Origin of the sequence: Hymenobacter psoromatis (assembly GCA_001596155.1) — a bacterium.
Lineage (GTDB): Bacteria > Bacteroidota > Bacteroidia > Cytophagales > Hymenobacteraceae > Hymenobacter.
Window position 1 is genome coordinate 1956515 of record CP014771.1, and the last position, 14901, is coordinate 1971415.

11 protein-coding genes and 1 pseudogene are annotated in these 14901 nt (G+C 61.3%); 4 read left to right on the forward strand and 8 right to left on the reverse strand.

What is annotated here, in order from left to right; all coding sequences use genetic code 11:
* Positions 1-85 precede the first annotated feature (85 nt).
* A complete protein-coding gene (locus A0257_08295) occupies positions 86-580 on the forward strand; it encodes a hypothetical protein (protein AMR27110.1) in 495 nt (164 codons plus the stop codon).
* Between the two features lie 117 nt (positions 581-697).
* Here A0257_08295 and A0257_08300 read toward each other — a convergent pair whose 3' ends face one another.
* From A0257_08300 to A0257_08330, 7 genes and pseudogenes are all read right to left on the reverse strand, one after another.
* Positions 698-1549: an N-acetylmuramoyl-L-alanine amidase gene (locus A0257_08300; GenBank protein ID AMR27111.1), complete on the reverse strand. Its 852-nt coding sequence runs from the start codon at positions 1547-1549 to the stop codon at positions 698-700.
* Between the two features lie 30 nt (positions 1550-1579).
* Positions 1580-2254: a hypothetical protein gene (locus A0257_08305; protein AMR27112.1), complete on the reverse strand. Its 675-nt coding sequence runs from the start codon at positions 2252-2254 to the stop codon at positions 1580-1582.
* Between the two features lie 244 nt (positions 2255-2498).
* Positions 2499-4199 (reverse strand): ribonuclease Y, encoded by a 1701-nt coding sequence (locus tag A0257_08310; GenBank protein AMR27113.1) that lies wholly within the window; start codon positions 4197-4199, stop codon positions 2499-2501.
* A 128-nt stretch (positions 4200-4327) separates the two neighbouring features.
* Complete coding sequence (locus tag A0257_08315; GenBank protein ID AMR27114.1) at positions 4328-4621, reverse strand: cell division protein ZapA; 294 nt, start codon at positions 4619-4621, stop codon at positions 4328-4330.
* Positions 4622-4657: 36 nt separating this feature from the next.
* Positions 4658-4957, reverse strand: coding sequence for a hypothetical protein (locus A0257_08320; GenBank protein AMR27115.1), 300 nt, complete (start codon positions 4955-4957; stop codon positions 4658-4660).
* Between the two features lie 189 nt (positions 4958-5146).
* A pseudogene (locus A0257_08325) lies at positions 5147-8098 on the reverse strand (peptidase M16).
* Positions 8099-8676: 578 nt separating this feature from the next.
* Entirely contained in the window at positions 8677-11121 is a 2445-nt protein-coding gene (locus A0257_08330) for a phenylalanine--tRNA ligase subunit beta (GenBank protein ID AMR29677.1), read from the reverse strand.
* A 300-nt stretch (positions 11122-11421) separates the two neighbouring features.
* On the opposite strand from A0257_08330, the gene A0257_08335 reads away from it, so the two are divergent.
* The 3 genes from A0257_08335 to A0257_08345 all read left to right on the forward strand — a co-directional run bounded on the left by A0257_08335 (position 11422) and on the right by A0257_08345 (position 14098).
* A complete protein-coding gene (locus tag A0257_08335; protein ID AMR27116.1) occupies positions 11422-12264 on the forward strand; it encodes a hypothetical protein in 843 nt (280 codons plus the stop codon).
* 105 nt (positions 12265-12369) lie between these two features.
* Positions 12370-13521: a hypothetical protein gene (locus A0257_08340; GenBank protein ID AMR27117.1), complete on the forward strand. Its 1152-nt coding sequence runs from the start codon at positions 12370-12372 to the stop codon at positions 13519-13521.
* 85 nt (positions 13522-13606) lie between these two features.
* Positions 13607-14098 (forward strand): hypothetical protein, encoded by a 492-nt coding sequence (locus tag A0257_08345; GenBank protein ID AMR27118.1) that lies wholly within the window; start codon positions 13607-13609, stop codon positions 14096-14098.
* Between the two features lie 154 nt (positions 14099-14252).
* Here A0257_08345 and A0257_08350 read toward each other — a convergent pair whose 3' ends face one another.
* Positions 14253-14771, reverse strand: a complete 519-nt coding sequence (locus A0257_08350) for a hypothetical protein (GenBank protein AMR27119.1) — start codon at positions 14769-14771, stop codon at positions 14253-14255.
* Positions 14772-14901: the final 130 nt, after the last annotated feature.

Genomic DNA, 14901 nt, shown 5'->3' on the forward strand with positions numbered 1-14901 from the left:
CCAACCGGCATCTGCTAGTAAAGCCCAGCAGAAACCCTCATTCGCATTACATCTCTTTTAATTGCCGCCCCGCGGTATCCCGCCCATGAACCTTCAACAACAATTTGACGCCGCCGCGCGCCAGGTCGATAACCTGCCCGGTGACCAAGCCGCCAAGTATATGACCGAGCTGTATGGCCTTTATAAGCAGGCTACGGAGGGCGACGTTAACATGAAAAACGAGGCCGTGGATGCCGCCGCCGCCACCCAGGCGAGCGGGCCGGGCAACTTGTCGCAGGCGCAGTGGGACTCGTGGGATAAATACAAAGGCACCTCCGAGGAAGATGCCAAGCGCCAGTACGTGGCCAAAGTAGCCGAAATAACGGGCTCCGGGACCAGCGGCACCGAGGCCGGCGGCGTGCCTACCGACGCGCTCACCAACGCTCCGATGGCCCCCGACATTCCCCACGGAAAAGAGAACGACACCACCGCCCCGCAGCCCGGCTTTGGCCCCGGCGACATGACAGCCGGCGGCCTGCGCGGCGACATCACGGCGGGCGCGCCCTACGGCGGCGAAGACAAGCTCAAGGGCGACCAGTAGCCGATTGCTTGGGCGCTAAAGTCAGCGTGTCCACGTGCGCAAAAAAGGAGGGGGTAGGGCCGGCCGCATAGTTGTTGCGGGCGACCCTACCCCCTCCTTTTTTGCTGTAGCCGGCTCTTACAAAAACTTACGGTAGAGATTATACAGAATGCGGCGGTCTTGGTCGGTAAGAATCGGGCTCACATCAGTTGGAATAAAGTGCCGCTTGAACGCGACGATGGCGGCATTCAAATCCTGCACGTCGTAGCCGATAATGCGCAGCGCCTCGCGCGGGGTGAGGCCGGGGAGGGGCCGCCCCAGCGAGTCGGCGGCGAAGGGCGCGGCCGTGGTGTCGGTCAGCACGGCCGCGTCGTACCAGAGGCCGTAGCCGCGCGCGGCCAACTGCTGCCAGGGAAACAGCGCGCTCGGGTCATTTTTGCGGGTCGGCGCGATGTCGCCGTGGCCGATGAAGTTGGCCGCCGGAATGTTATACGTGCGCTTGAGGCCGCCCAGTACTTTCAGCAGACTGGCAATCTGGGCGGGCTGAAATGGTTCACTCCCATCGTTATCCAACTCAATACCAACTGATACCGAATTGATGTCGGTCACGTTGCCCCAGCGAGCTACCCCCCCGTGCCAGGCCCGCAGGTAGTCGTTGAGCATATGGTAGGTCTGGCCATCGCGCCCAATGACGTAGTGCGCGCTCACCTGCGTTCTGGGCAGCGTAAACGTCTTGAGCGTCTGCTCGGTGCTGTGCTGCGCCGTGTGGTGAATGATGACGTAGTTAGGCTTGCGCAGGTTGAAATTGACAGTGCCCACCCAGTAGGGCGGCGCAGGTAGGCTGTCGATGAGCAGCGTAGGTTGAGCCTGCAGCTGTTGTGCTAATAGCTTGGCCTGCTGGCGATACGCTTCGTTGGTAGCGGCGTAGGGATTGCGCACGCAGGCGCTCAGCGCCAAGCCCAGCACCAGCGGCCCGAGAAAGATTTTCATGCTGCAAAAAACGACAGACTAGCCTGGGTTTCAATGCCGCCACAGCGCACTTGGGAAAAATCCCAGGCCGAGAGTGAAGTAGGTGTTGGAATCCAGCAAACTGCTTTCCGGGCCACCCACCTGACCGGGCCAGGCACGTAGCAGCGCCGAGCCGCCTATGCCGGCTTGCACATAAGCCAGCCGCTCGCCACCAGGGCGAAAGCCAAACGTGCTACGCAGAAAAAACATCGGCTCGCCGCGTAGCATCGCAGTCAGGCTGAGCGGTTGGCCCAGATTGGTAAGGCTGATAAACCGTACCTGTGTGAGCCGATAGGCCGCCCCTAATTGAAGAGCGGGGCCAATCTGCCAGGTGCCATATAGCTCGCCAAACAGCTTATTGTAATGAGCATCATACTGGTATTGAATAAAGGAAGAGTTTTCTATGGGACTATAGCGCACTTGACTGTGGGCCTGCCCACCCCCGGCCAGCGCGCCCAGCACCACCTGTTCGCCCAAGGGCCAGTAGGTGCCAGCGGCCAACTCGTACTGCCAAATCCGGGCGTAGGCGCTATCCCGGCTATCGCCTTTGCCGTCGATGGCGGCGCGCACGAGCAAATGGCGCACCGGCGAATAGTTGACGGCCCCGTGCAGCCGGCTGTTGAAGTAGGCGCTGCTGGCTACCTCCACCTGACCCTTGTCGTAGAGGGCGGGCGCGGCGCACTGCATAGGTCGATACACCGCGCAGCCGCCTAAGCCGGCGGCTAGTAAAAAGCCCCCAATAAGACGAGCAAGTAGGTGTTTTATCATAAATCCCCGGTCAGAAATACCCAAATTATCAGGGCTTGCGCTTAGTAGAGTCACCACGCTGCCTTGTTGGTTGCACTACTGAGCGGCGCTCAGGATTTAGTCATAAATAAAGCCGGCCGCTACCCGTGAGGCTGGCGGCCGGCTCTGGCATTCAGGGCTTTTATTACTTAGCGTAGGCCACCGAGCGCATTTCGCGGATGACGGTCACTTTAATCTGGCCAGGGTACTGCATCTCCTTCTCGATTTTCTGCGAAATCTCGAAGCTCAGCTCGCCGGCGCGCTCGTCGCTCACGTTTTCAGCATCCACGATGACACGCAGTTCGCGGCCGGCCTGGATGGCGTAGGTCTGGTTCACGCCCTTGAAAGCGCCGGCGGTTTCTTCAAGCTGGCGCAGGCGCTTGATATAGCTCTCCATCATTTCGCGGCGGGCACCGGGGCGCGAGCCCGAAATGGCGTCGCAGGCCTGCACGATGGGCGAAATCAGAGCCGTCATCTCCATCTCGTCGTGGTGGGCACCGATGGCGTTCACCACGTCGGGGTGCTCCTTATATTTCTTGGCCATTTCCATGCCCAGGATGGCGTGCGGCAGCTCGGGCTCCTCGGTGCTCACCTTGCCGATGTCGTGGAGCAGGCCGGCGCGGCGGGCGTGCTTCACGTTGAGGCCCAGCTCGGCGGCCATCGTGGCGCAGAGGTTGGCCACTTCGCGGCTGTGCTGGAGCAGATTCTGGCCATAGGACGAGCGGAAGCGCATCCGGCCAACCATCCGAATCAGCTCGGGGTGCAGGCCATGAATGCCGAGGTCAATGACCGTGCGCTCCCCGATTTCGATGATTTCCTCCTCGATTTTCTTGGTTGTTTTAGCCACGATTTCCTCCACGCGGGCGGGGTGAATGCGGCCGTCCTTCACGAGCAGGTGCAGCGAGAGGCGCGCGATTTCGCGGCGCACCGGGTCGAAGCCCGAGATGATGATGGCTTCCGGCGTGTCGTCCACAATCACCTCTACCCCCGTCGCGGCCTCCAACGCCCGGATGTTGCGGCCCTCGCGGCCAATGATTTTGCCCTTCACATCGTCGTTTTCGATGTTGAAAACCGACACGCAGTTTTCAATGGCGTGCTCCGAGGCGGTGCGCTGAATGGTTTCCAGCACCACTTTCTTGGCATCTTTAGTGGCCGTGAGCTTGGCCTGCGCCACGGTGTCTTTGATGTAGGAGCTGGCTTGGAGCTGGGCTTCGTTGCGCAGGCTTTCTACCAATTGTTCGCGGGCTTCGGCGGCAGTGAGGCCGGCCACTTTTTCAAGCTGATTTTGCACGTCGTGCAGCTGGGCTTCGGCTTCCTGCTGCTTGGCTTGCAGCTCGGCCACCACGGCTTCGTGCTTGCTCTGGCGTTTTTCTTCTTGCTGCTCGAAGCGGGTGCGCTGATGCTCGGCGTCGGCCTGCGTTTTCTCGCGGGTGGTTTCCAGCTCTTTTTCCTTGTGCTGGAGCTGCTCCAGCTGCTTCTGCGTGGTGTCGGTGAGGTGCTTAATGCTCTGCTCCTGGGCCAGCACGCCCTGCCGGCGCTCGGTCAGCTCCTGGTCGAGGCTGGCCTTCAGGCGCTGGCTTTCGGTTTCAAACTCGCGGCGCTTCTGCTTCTGCTCTTGCTCGTACTCATTCTTGAGGTTGCGAAACTTATCTTTCGACTGCTGAATGCGCTCGTCGCGGGTGCGAGTGGCTTCGGTTTCTGCCTCGGCGAGCAATTGCTGGGCTTGGGCGCGGGCCGCGCCTTCGTGGTCTTGCCGGACTTTGCCGGCCATCTGCCGACCCACCACCACGCCCGCCACGAGGGCAATGACGGCGGCAATCGCGCAGTATAAAATTATAAGGGACATAGAGTTATGGAACTGAAGTGAATCAACACCATAGCCACGGCAAAAACCCGGAACCGCAACGCAACAGAAGGCCGCTTGCCTTCGGTGCGCCCGGCCGGGCCAACAAACATGTGGGTGCTGCCCAGCCGCTAGGCGGCCAGCACCACGCCAGTCAGCAGCTCGTCGAGGCGCGCCAGGCGCTCGGTAAGGGCTGCATCGGTTCCATCCTTTTCCTTGCTGACTTTCAGTGAGTCAGCCATTGTGGCGAGGGCTACCATCGCCAGCAGGTCTTGTTTGTCCTGAATGCCATACTGCTCCCGAAACTCCCGTAGCCGTTCGCTGAGCTGCCGGCCCGCCAGGCGCAGGCGCTCTTCGTCGGCCACTTCTACCCGCATGGGATATTCGCGCTCGGCGATACGAATTTTGATGGCTAAGTCGTTCACTTATAGAGCAGTAAGGTAATCGTATAAGAAGGTTCGCTATTCCCTCAGATGGGCAAGGCACTTATCTAGTTCGCGGATGTATTCGTTGAGGCGTTGTTTCAGCTCGTTGGCCTGGGTGGGTTCCCCGCCGGCTATAGTCTGGACAAGTTTAACAATGTTTTCCTGGTTTTGGTACTCGCGAAGCTGTTTTTCTCGCTCGCGGTCGTCGGCCCGGAGGTGTTCAATGGTCACGTTGGCATCGGCTAGCTCCTCACGCAGCTGCTGATAGGCAGCCACTAAGGTAGTTACCTGCCGCTCCAGGCGGTCGAGCTGCGCAAGCTGCTGGGATGAGGCCACGAATGATTTATTATTTTAGCTTGCGAAGGTAGGGCGCACGGGCGGCCCGTTCTGCCCTACCCCCAAAAAAAGCCCGCCGGGACGGCGGGCTTTTTCCAGAGGCAAAAGATGCGGCTATTCGCCACCTTTCTTCTTGGTCTTCACCTTGCGGCCGTCTTCCTCCTTCTTGGTTTTGCCATCAGGCATAGCCGGCATCACGGTGGAAGTGGGTACGGCCGCCGGAGGGGGGGTAGGCGCGGCAGCGGTTACGGGCGCGCCGTTCACATCCAGTTCCTGCACGTCGTAGCCCAGCTGCGAGAGGCCGGGGAAGGCCTTGGCGCGGTCGCCGACCACCACGATGTACATCTTGTCGGCGGGCAGGTATTTCTGGGCCGAGGCCTGCACGTCTTCCTTCTTTAGCCCTTTCAGAATGGCGGCCTGCTGCGTTACGTAGTCGGGCTTGAGGTCGTATTCCACCAAGCGTGAGAGGAAGCCGGCTTTTTGCTGGCCGGTTTCGTAGCGCAGGGCATCGCTCTGGCCCACTGAGCTTTGCAAAAAGGCCAGCTCCTCATCCGAGATACCGTTGCGGTAGTTCTGGATTTCGCTCATAAACTCCTTCACCGAAGCGGCGGTGGCGTCGGCGCGCACGCCGGCCTGGGCCGTGTAGGGGCCAAAGTAGCGCGTGCCCCGGAAGCCCGAATTGGCCCCGTAGGTGTAGCCTTTGTTCTCGCGCAGGTTCAGGTTGATGCGCGAGTTGAAGGCGCCGCCGAGCAGGTAGTTGGCCAGGTAGGCGCGGTAGTAATCGCCAGTGGCGTCGTAGGCCAGCGGCGTGAGGTAGCCCACCCGGATTTCAGACTGCGCCGCGCCGGGCTTGTCGATGAAGTAGATTTTGGTTTTGTCGGGCTGCACCGCCGCCGTGGCGGGGGGTAGGGACACGGGCTTGGCCGCCCAGGCTTTCAAGAAGCCCAGGTTGGGCTCCACGGCGGCCTGGTCCTGGTCGCTCACCACGGTGAGGAAGCTCACGCTGGGCGAGTAGTACTGCTGATAAAACTGCTTCACATCGTCGAGCGTGATGCTCGACACGGTGGCCGTGGTGCCGCTCACCGGCACGCCCATGATGTTATCCTGCCCATAGAGCAGCTTGGCGTAGGCATTGTTGGCAATGACAACCGGCTGCGTTACTTGATTGGCGATGCCCTGCAAATCCTGCTTTTTCAAGCGGTCAAAGTCGGCCGGGTCGAAGCGGGGGTGCAGCAGGCGCTGGTCGAGCAAGGCCAGGGTCGCGGGCAGGTTTTTGGTTAACGACTGCACGTACACGGTCGTGTTTTCGTCGCCCGCAAACACCTGCACGGTGCTGCCCAGGCGGTCGAGCGCCGCCGAAAACTGCTCGCCGGTGTATTTCTCTGAGCCTTCGTTCAGCATTTGGGCCGTGAGCGAGGCGATGCCGGCCTTGCCGGGTATGGCCTGCTCCAGGCGGTGGCCGCCCTCCAGCGTGAGCAGCATTGTGGTGGTGGGCAGCTCGGTATTCTTAGTACCGATGAGCTTGAGGCCGTTGCCAAACTTATCTTCCCAGATAGCCGGCACTTTCACCACCGGGTTAGGTCCCGCTCCTGGCTGCTTCGCGCGGTCGAAGGTGTCGGTAGCCTTCACGTATTTCAGGCCATCATAGCCGTAGTTGGGGGCCACGTAGCCGGCCGTGGAGGCAGTGTAGTTGTCCTTGCCGGCTTCCTCATCAGCCTTGCCCTTGGGCACCACGCTCAGAATAACGGCGTGCTTGCCCCGGAGATACTTGTCGAACACGCGCTGCACGTCGGCCTTAGTGAGGGCGCGGAGCTGCCTGAGCTCAATGGGCAAGCGGTTGGGGTTGTTGAAGTACGTCTGGTTGGCAGCCAACTGGCTCACCTTGCCGCTCACGCTGGCCAGGCTGTTGATGAGCTGGGCCTCGGTGCTGGCTTTGTAGCGGGCCACCTGCTCGTCGGTCGGGCCGGTTTTGGCAAACTCGGCCAGCGTCTGGCGCATGATAACCTCCGTGCTGTCCAGGCCCTTACCCGGCAAGGCCAGTGCAATCATGGCAAATTCGCCGGCCAGCTCCGAGTTGCGCTGGTAGGCCTGGGCCTGCACCGCTTTCTGGGGCTTCACCAGGTTTTTATAGAGCAAGGAATTCTTACCGCTGCCAATGATATCGGCCAGCGCATCGAGCGCTGTCTCGTCGGGGTTGCCGTTGGGCACCGTCGGAAACACCATTTGCAGCATCGGGAAGCGCACGTTGTCCTCGTAGCTCACGTAGCGGTCGGCCGTCAGCACGGGCTCGGGCAGCTTCTGCACCGGCACGGCCGGCCCGCGCTTGATGGGGCCGAAATACTTCTCGGCGTACTTCAGCACCTGGGCTGTGGTCACGTCGCCGCCCACGGTGAGGGTAGCGTTGTTGGGACCGTACCAGCGCAGGAAGAAGTTCTTCAAATCCTGCACGCTGGAGTTGTCGAGGTCCTTCAAATACCCAATAGTCAGCCACGAATACGGGTGGCCGTAGGGGTAGAGCGTCTTCGACACGTACTCGCTGGCCAGGCCATACGGTCGGTTGTCGTAGTTCTGGCCACGCTCGTTCTTCACGGTAGCGCGCTGAATCTCAAACTTTTTCTGGCTCACCGCGTCCAGTAAAAAGCCCATGCGGTCGGCCTCGAGCCACATGGCCGTTTCGAGCTGGTTGCTCGGCACGGTTTCATAGTAGTTGGTGCGGTCCTGGTTGGTGCTGCCGTTGAGGGTGCCGCCGGCGGCCGTCACGAGCTTGAAGTGCTGCTGGTCACCCACGTGGTCGGAGCCCTGAAACATCATGTGCTCGAAGAAGTGCGCGAAGCCCGACTTGCCAATCTGCTCGCGCGCCGAGCCCACGTGATACGTCACGTCCACGTGCACCAGCGGGTCGGAGTGGTCCTCGGCCACGATAACCGTCAAGCCATTGGGCAGCACGTATTTCGAGTAGGGAATTACCAGTTCGCCAGGCTTGCGGGTCACGGTTTCGACCAGGCGGGCACCGCCGGTAGTAGCCATCATCGTTTTTTTGGCCACCGGAGCTTTGGCTTTGGGAGCCGGCTTTTGAGCTAAAGCCGGGGTCGCCACCAGCGCCAGGCCACACAGCCAGGAGTAGGCAAAACGTATTTTCATAAGAAAAATAAGGGGTGGGAAAGGTCGATTGCGATGAGTAGGTATGGCCTACCTCTACTATCGGAACGCAATGTTACTCACCAGTCAGCAAGAATCATTACATCATTCCCTCATTTTCTTCTATTCGTTAATGAAATCACCGCATTTCGCAGCCTAAATAGCGACCGACCGTACCTTCGCCGCACTCGCGTTCGGTAAGTCCCCCAGCCAACGGCTACTCTGCTAAAAAAGAGAAGCCCCGGCTGCGCAAACAGCCAGGGCTTCGAGAAGTGTGGGGGTTATTGCACAACCCTTTTACTTCTAGCCAGATGGAAAGGGAAAACGCGAAGACGGAGTTTAAACTAACGTTTAAGCTTCGGATGCCTCCCGAGCTACTTAAGTGGCTCGTAGGGGCGGTACTAATGGGCGGCGGAGCCATTTCGGCAGTCGCCCACTGGGCCAACTAGGTTGCAAGGGGCGTGCCGCGAGGTGCGGCCCTTGTTCGTCAGACAAATATACTGTGTCGGCTGGTAAGGGTTGCTGGTTGATTAAATCTTCTGGCAAACTGTTCAACGACGGGCGGGGGCAAGCCCCGCACCCTACTTCCGAATCAGCGCGCCGGCCTGCTTCTCAAACTGTTGAATAAGCCGCTGCATCACCTGGTCGATGGCTTGGTCGGTGAGCGTTTGGGTCGGGTCTTGCAACGTGAAGCTGACGGAATACGACTTCTTGCCCGCTTCGAGGCGGTCGCCTTCGTACACGTCGAACACGTTGAGGCCGTGCAGCAGCTTCTTCTCGGTGCGCTGCGCGATGGTGCGCAACTGCTCGAACGTCACGCTCTTATCGACTACCAGCGACAGGTCGCGGCGCACTTCCGGGAAGCGGGGCAGCTCGCGGGCAGTGAGGGTAGCTTTGTATTTCTTGAGCAGCCAGTCCCAATCCAGCTCGGCATACCACACGGGCTGGCTCACGTCGAGGCGCTTGAGCACCTGCGGCGATACGGCCCCGACGTTGCCGACGGGTTGGTTTTGCACCAGCAGCCCTACCCCCCCTGCCAGGTACGGGTGTTGCGTGGGCTGCGGCGCGGCCTGCGGGTAGCCCAGCGCGGCCAGCACCTGCTGCACCGCCCCGGCCGCGTCGTGGTACGTGGCCTTTTGAGTGGGATGCTGCCAGGTTTCGGCGGTGGCGCTGCCGGTGAGCCAGAGGCCGAGCACGGTCTTTTCCTGGTACTTACCGGTGGCGGTGCGCTGGTAGGTGCGGCCAAACTCGTAGAGCTTGAGGTCGCGCTGCCGGCGGTTGAGGTTGTGGCGCACCACCTCCAGGCCCGAATGCAGCAGCGCGGGACGCATCACGTTCAGGTCCTGGCTGTTGTAGTTGAGAATACGCACCAGCTTCTCGTCGGGCGCGTCAGCTTTTTCGAAGTACTGCGAGTTGGTGAGCGAGTTGGTGATAATCTCCGAGAAGCCCTGGCCGCTGAGCAGGCTGGCCACTTTCTGGCGCACCACTTCGGGGTCGGGGTTGGGGAAGGGGGATAGGAACGAGGCCGAATTATGCGGCCGCAGCGCCACGTTGTTGAAGCCGTAGATGCGCAGAATCTCTTCGATTACGTCGGCCTCGCGGGTCACGTCCACCTTGTAGGGCGGCACGGCCAGCAGCCAGGTTTTCGGGTTCTTGGTTCCTGGTTCCTGGTTGGTAGTTTCCTCTTCGATTTTAATATCGAGGCCGGTCAGGATTTCGCGGATGCGCTCCTCCCCTATTTCCTGGCCGATGAGCTGCGCGACGCGGGCCAGCCGCAGGCGCACCTGGTTGGTGGGAATGAGGTGCGGAAACTCGTCCACGACCGGCGCGGCGATGCGCGCGCCGGCTACTTCTTGCAGCAGCAGGGCGGCGCGTTTCAGCGCCACCGGCACCATGTAGGGGTCGGTGCCGCGCTCGAAGCGGAAGGAGGCGTCGGTTTTGAGGCCGTGGGCCTGGCTGGTGCGGCGCACCACGGCGGGCGCGAAGTAGGCGCTTTCGAGGAAAACGCGGGTGGTGCCCGTCCCTACCCCCGATATTTTGCCGCCAAACACGCCGGCCAGCGCCATCGGCGCGCCGTTGCCATCGGCCACCACTAAGTCGTCGGCGCTCAGGGTGCGGGCCACGTTGTCGAGGGTCACGAATACTTCACCGGCTTCGGCGCGCTTCACCCGAATATGGCCGCCCGTGATGGCGGCGGCGTCGAAGGCGTGCAGCGGCTGGCCCAGCTCGTGCAGCACGAAGTTGGTGACATCCACTACGTTGTTAATCGGCGAGAGCCCGATGCTGCGCAGCCGGCGTTGCAGCCACTCAGGCGAGGGGCCGACTTTCACCTCATCCAAAAGCAAGCCGGCGTAGCGCGGGCAGGCTTGCTCATCTTCCAGCGTCACCCTAATGTTGGCCCCTTCGGAGGGGGTAGCAAAGGCACTGACGTCGGGCAACTGCGCGGGCTGGCCCAGCAGGGCGCGCAGCTCGCGGGCCACGCCGTAGTGCGAGGCGGCGTCGGCGCGGTTGGGCGTGAGGCCGATTTCGAACACCGTGTCGGCGGCCAAGCCGAAGTAGTCGGCAGCGGGCGTGCCGTCGGGCAGGTCGGTGTCGAGCACCATAATGCCAGCGTGCGACTGGCCCAGGCCGATTTCATCCTCGGCGCAAATCATGCCTTCGGAGGCCGCGCCGCGGATTTTTGACTTCTTTATTTTGAAAGGCTCGCCGGTCGTGGGGTGCAGCATCGCACCTTCCAGGGCCACTACTACGCGCTGGCCGGCGGCCACGTTGGGCGCGCCGCACACAATCTGGCGCGGGGTTTCGTCGCCCACGGCCACGGTGGTCAGGCTCAGCTTGTCGGCGTCGGGGTGGCGCGCGCAGGTGAGCACGGTGCCCAGCACCACGCCGCGCAGGCCACCGGGAATGCTTTCCAGGTCGGTCAGGCTTTCTACTTCGAGGCCGGAGCCGGTGAGCAGCGCCCCGACTTCAGCGGCGGGCAGGGGGGTAGGGAACAGCGTTTTAAGCCAGTCGAAGGAGATAGTCATGGGCAAAAAGCGCCGGTAGTGCAAGGGCCGGGCGCGTTTGGCAAAGGTACGGGCAGGCGGGGCGCCCCAAAATGCGCGCTTGCTGCCGCCAACGCCGGGGTCCCGTAGGGTGCGGGGCTTGCCCCCGCCCGGCGCATGAACGAATTCAGCGCAAAACGTTCACGCGCCGGGCGGGGGCAAGCCCCGCACCCTACTTCGGTCAATAATTTACCATACGCAGTGCATATTCCCTGATTATCAGCTACATTCAACCTAACGAAGTGCTCGTAACCGTCCCACTCCTTAGCCGCTCCCTGCCTTATGCTGCCTATTCATTTTGCGCCGCATCCGGCGCTGCTGGAGTTTATCGACAGCATTTTTGTGGTCGATATTGACTTTCGGGCGGGCACCGGCTTGTCGTCCATCTACCCCTTCGTGCCCACGCACAACCGGTTTTTGTGCTTTTACCTCCACGACCAGGTGAAGGTGAGCAAGGGGCCGGGCCAGGAGTTTGTTCAGCGGGCGCGGTCCATCATTATCGGGCCGCAACTGACGCCCGTGACCCTCGACCTGGGCCAGCAGCACCAGGCCATCGTGGTGAACCTCAAGCCCGCCGCCATGTACCGGCTGCTGGGCATTCCGATGACCGAGCTGCTGGACCGCGACTACGACGCCCGCCTGGTCATGGGCCGGGAAATTGACGAGCTGCTGGAGCGCTTGCACGAGGCCCGTGGCCCCGCGGCGCGCAACGACGTCACGCAGCGCTACCTGCTGGACAAGCTACCCCAGCTCAAGCCCTTGCTGCCTTTCGACCTGGCCATGCTGCACCAGGTGCGGGCCAGCGGCAACCTGCCCATTGAGCGGCTGGCGGCGCGGGCCTGCCTGAGCGTGCGGCAGTTCGAGCGCAAGTCGTACGAGCGGCTGGGCCTGTCGCCCAAGGTGTATAGCCGCATGATTCGCTTTTCGCACGCCTACAAATACAAGGAAACCGCGCCGCATCTTTCCTGGACCGAAATCGCTTACCGCTGCGGCTATTTCGACCAGATGCATTTCATCCGGGACTTTAAATTCTTCGCGGGCTTCACGCCGAGTATGCTAAAAAAGGAAGAAATAAAGAAGTCGGTGGTCTTCCACACGATGGAAGATTTAAGCATTTCCTTTTGAGGTGCTATCCCGTTGATAATGTCGCATTTGTACTAGGCGTCGGGTTGGGCGGGCGGGTACTTTTGGGAACAGAATTTTTCTTCACCCTACCCCCCTCCCACAGCTATGGCTAAACTCACTGCCCCGGTCGCGTTTACCAAAATCGACCCTTCCATCATCAGCGCGGCCCAGACCAATAGCGCGGTTACGATGCTAAATACGCTGACCACCGAGCTGCAAAAACGGTTCGACGAGCTAGGCGGCGCCAGCTTCTTTGGGCCGCTGGAAAAGAAGGATGTAAACACCTGGTATTTTCAGAATGGCTGCCTATCCTACAATGGCACCCTGAAAAAAGCCGTGGAAATTCACGGCGAAATCTACAAAAAATGGCAGACGCTGGGCGGCCTGGCCTGGGGCAAGCCCGACACCGACGAGTCGCCCTGCGCCGATGGCACGGGCCGCTTCAACCACTTCAACCACGGGGCCAATACCATTATGTGGTCGCCCCAAACGGGGGCCAACGGCGTGGGCGGCGACATTCACCAGCGCTGGGCGGCGCTGGGCTGGGAGCGCTCGTACTTGGGCTACCCCACCAGCGACGAGGTAAATTTTCCGGACGGCGGCCGCGTCAACGCTTTTCAGCACGGCGGCATCTACTGGTGGTCCGACACCGGGGCCATTGATTTGAACGACGTGTCGGTGGCCTACACCGGGCTGGTGTGCTTCAAGGAAACCGGCGAGTCGTCGGGGTCCGATGAGCCCTACGCGGTGCTCGGGGTTATCACGCCTTTTGCCACCTACAATTACCGAACTAAAACCTACGGCGGCGTCGATTCTAACACCAGCCGGCCCGATTTGATGGAAGTGTACCGGGGCAAGCCCAATGGCATCTCTATCAGCGTGTTGCTCATGGAAGCGGACCAGGGCGACCCCGCCAAGTATCAGAAGGAAATAACCGCCGCCATCCAAAAAGTGCATGAGGCCGGCACGGCGGCCCTGGGCTTCATTCCCGTGGTGGGGGTAGGGATTGCCGCCGTGCTGGGTCCGCTCATCCAGAAATTTATCCCCGATATCGGCAAGGCTATCAACGGCTTGTTTGGCTTTGGCGATGACATCATCGGCTCGCAGACTATTACTCTGACGGGCAAGGACATGATTATCCTGGCCAGCAAAACCGGCAACTCGACCCTTAAAAACGTGGGGTTCAAGTTTGCGACCAACAACCTGCTGGGCCAGCATGCCAACTACAAAGTGTATTTCGGCATCGTGCCGGTATAGGCCGGCGGCCTTCATCAACAACCGGGCGGCCGCCACGCGGCGGCCGCCTGCCTGCTACCCCTCCCCGTTTTTCTTTTCTGAACTTATGAAAACTAATCTGGCTTTGTTTGGCGCTGCGGCGCTGCTTACGCTATCGGCCGCCACGCAGCCAGCCGGCGCCACCCCGCCCCAGCGCCCTACCCCCACCCCGGCGGCCAGCCGCGCCCTCAACCCCGACGAGCAGCTGTTTACCACCCTTATCGGGCGGGTAAGCACGGCCATCGAAAAGCAGGACATGGCGGCTTTTGGCAAATTTCTGGCCCCCGAATACGTGCACTACAACCCCGGCAATGGCAGCGGCAACCGCGCCGAGGAGCTGGCCTACGTGGGCAGCTGGACCAAAACCACCATCCAACCAAAGGGTCCGGTGAAGGTGAACCGCTACGGCAATACGGCCATCACCGTCTCCACTTCCACCTTCAGCGGAGTGGCTGACGGCAAGGACTTTAACACTGCCCTTCAAATGATGATTGCCTGGGTGCTGCGCGACGGCCAGTGGCAAATGGCCGTGGTGCAGTCGAAGCTGATGCCAGCGTAATGGTGAGATGGTGAGTAAAAGAACGTCATGCTGAGCTTGTCGAAGCATCTCGCTCGCATCGTTGAACGGATTGATTTTAGTGCAGCACGCGAGATGCTTCGACAAGCTCAGCATGACGTTCTTTTACTCACCATCTCACCACCTCACTATTTCACTACTCACCACTAAGCTGCTCGCCGGCCAGCACGGGCACGCTCAGGCGGTTGTCGGCGGGCGGCTTGGGGCAGCTGTAGTCGTGGTTGTAGGCGCAGAAAGGGTTGTAGGCCGCGTTAAAATCGAGGCTGATTTCGGAGGCTTCGGGAGTGGGGATAGGCAGGTCGAGGTAGCGGCCGCCGGCGTAGGTCTGCTGGCCGTTCGTGGGGTCGGTGAAGGGAAGAAATAATTCCTGGCCCGCCCCTACCCCCTGCTTTTGCAGCAACGTCAACTTTTGCGGCCGGCCGGCCAGGGTAAACTCGGCGGTGCCCCAGCGCGCGTAGGCATCGGCCGAGCCGCGGGTGAGCGCCAGCGGCAGCGGGGTCAGCACGGCCGCCCGCACGAGGCGTGCCACCACGCGGTAGGCCGCGTCGGGGCCGTAGTAGCGCAGGCCATTGAAGGCCGCGCGCTGCCCGGCCGGAATGGGCGAGCTGGCGCTGGTGCGGAAGGCGTTATCTTTCTGCTGCCGGGCCTGGCGCACCTGGGCCAGGTAGGCGGGGTCGGGCGCGGCGGGGGGGTAGGCGGCTGGCTGCCTGAGAAATTGTAGAGCAGCAGGCCAACGACCGCCAGCAGGCCGGCGGCCAGGAAAATTTTACGCATGGGAAGTAGCG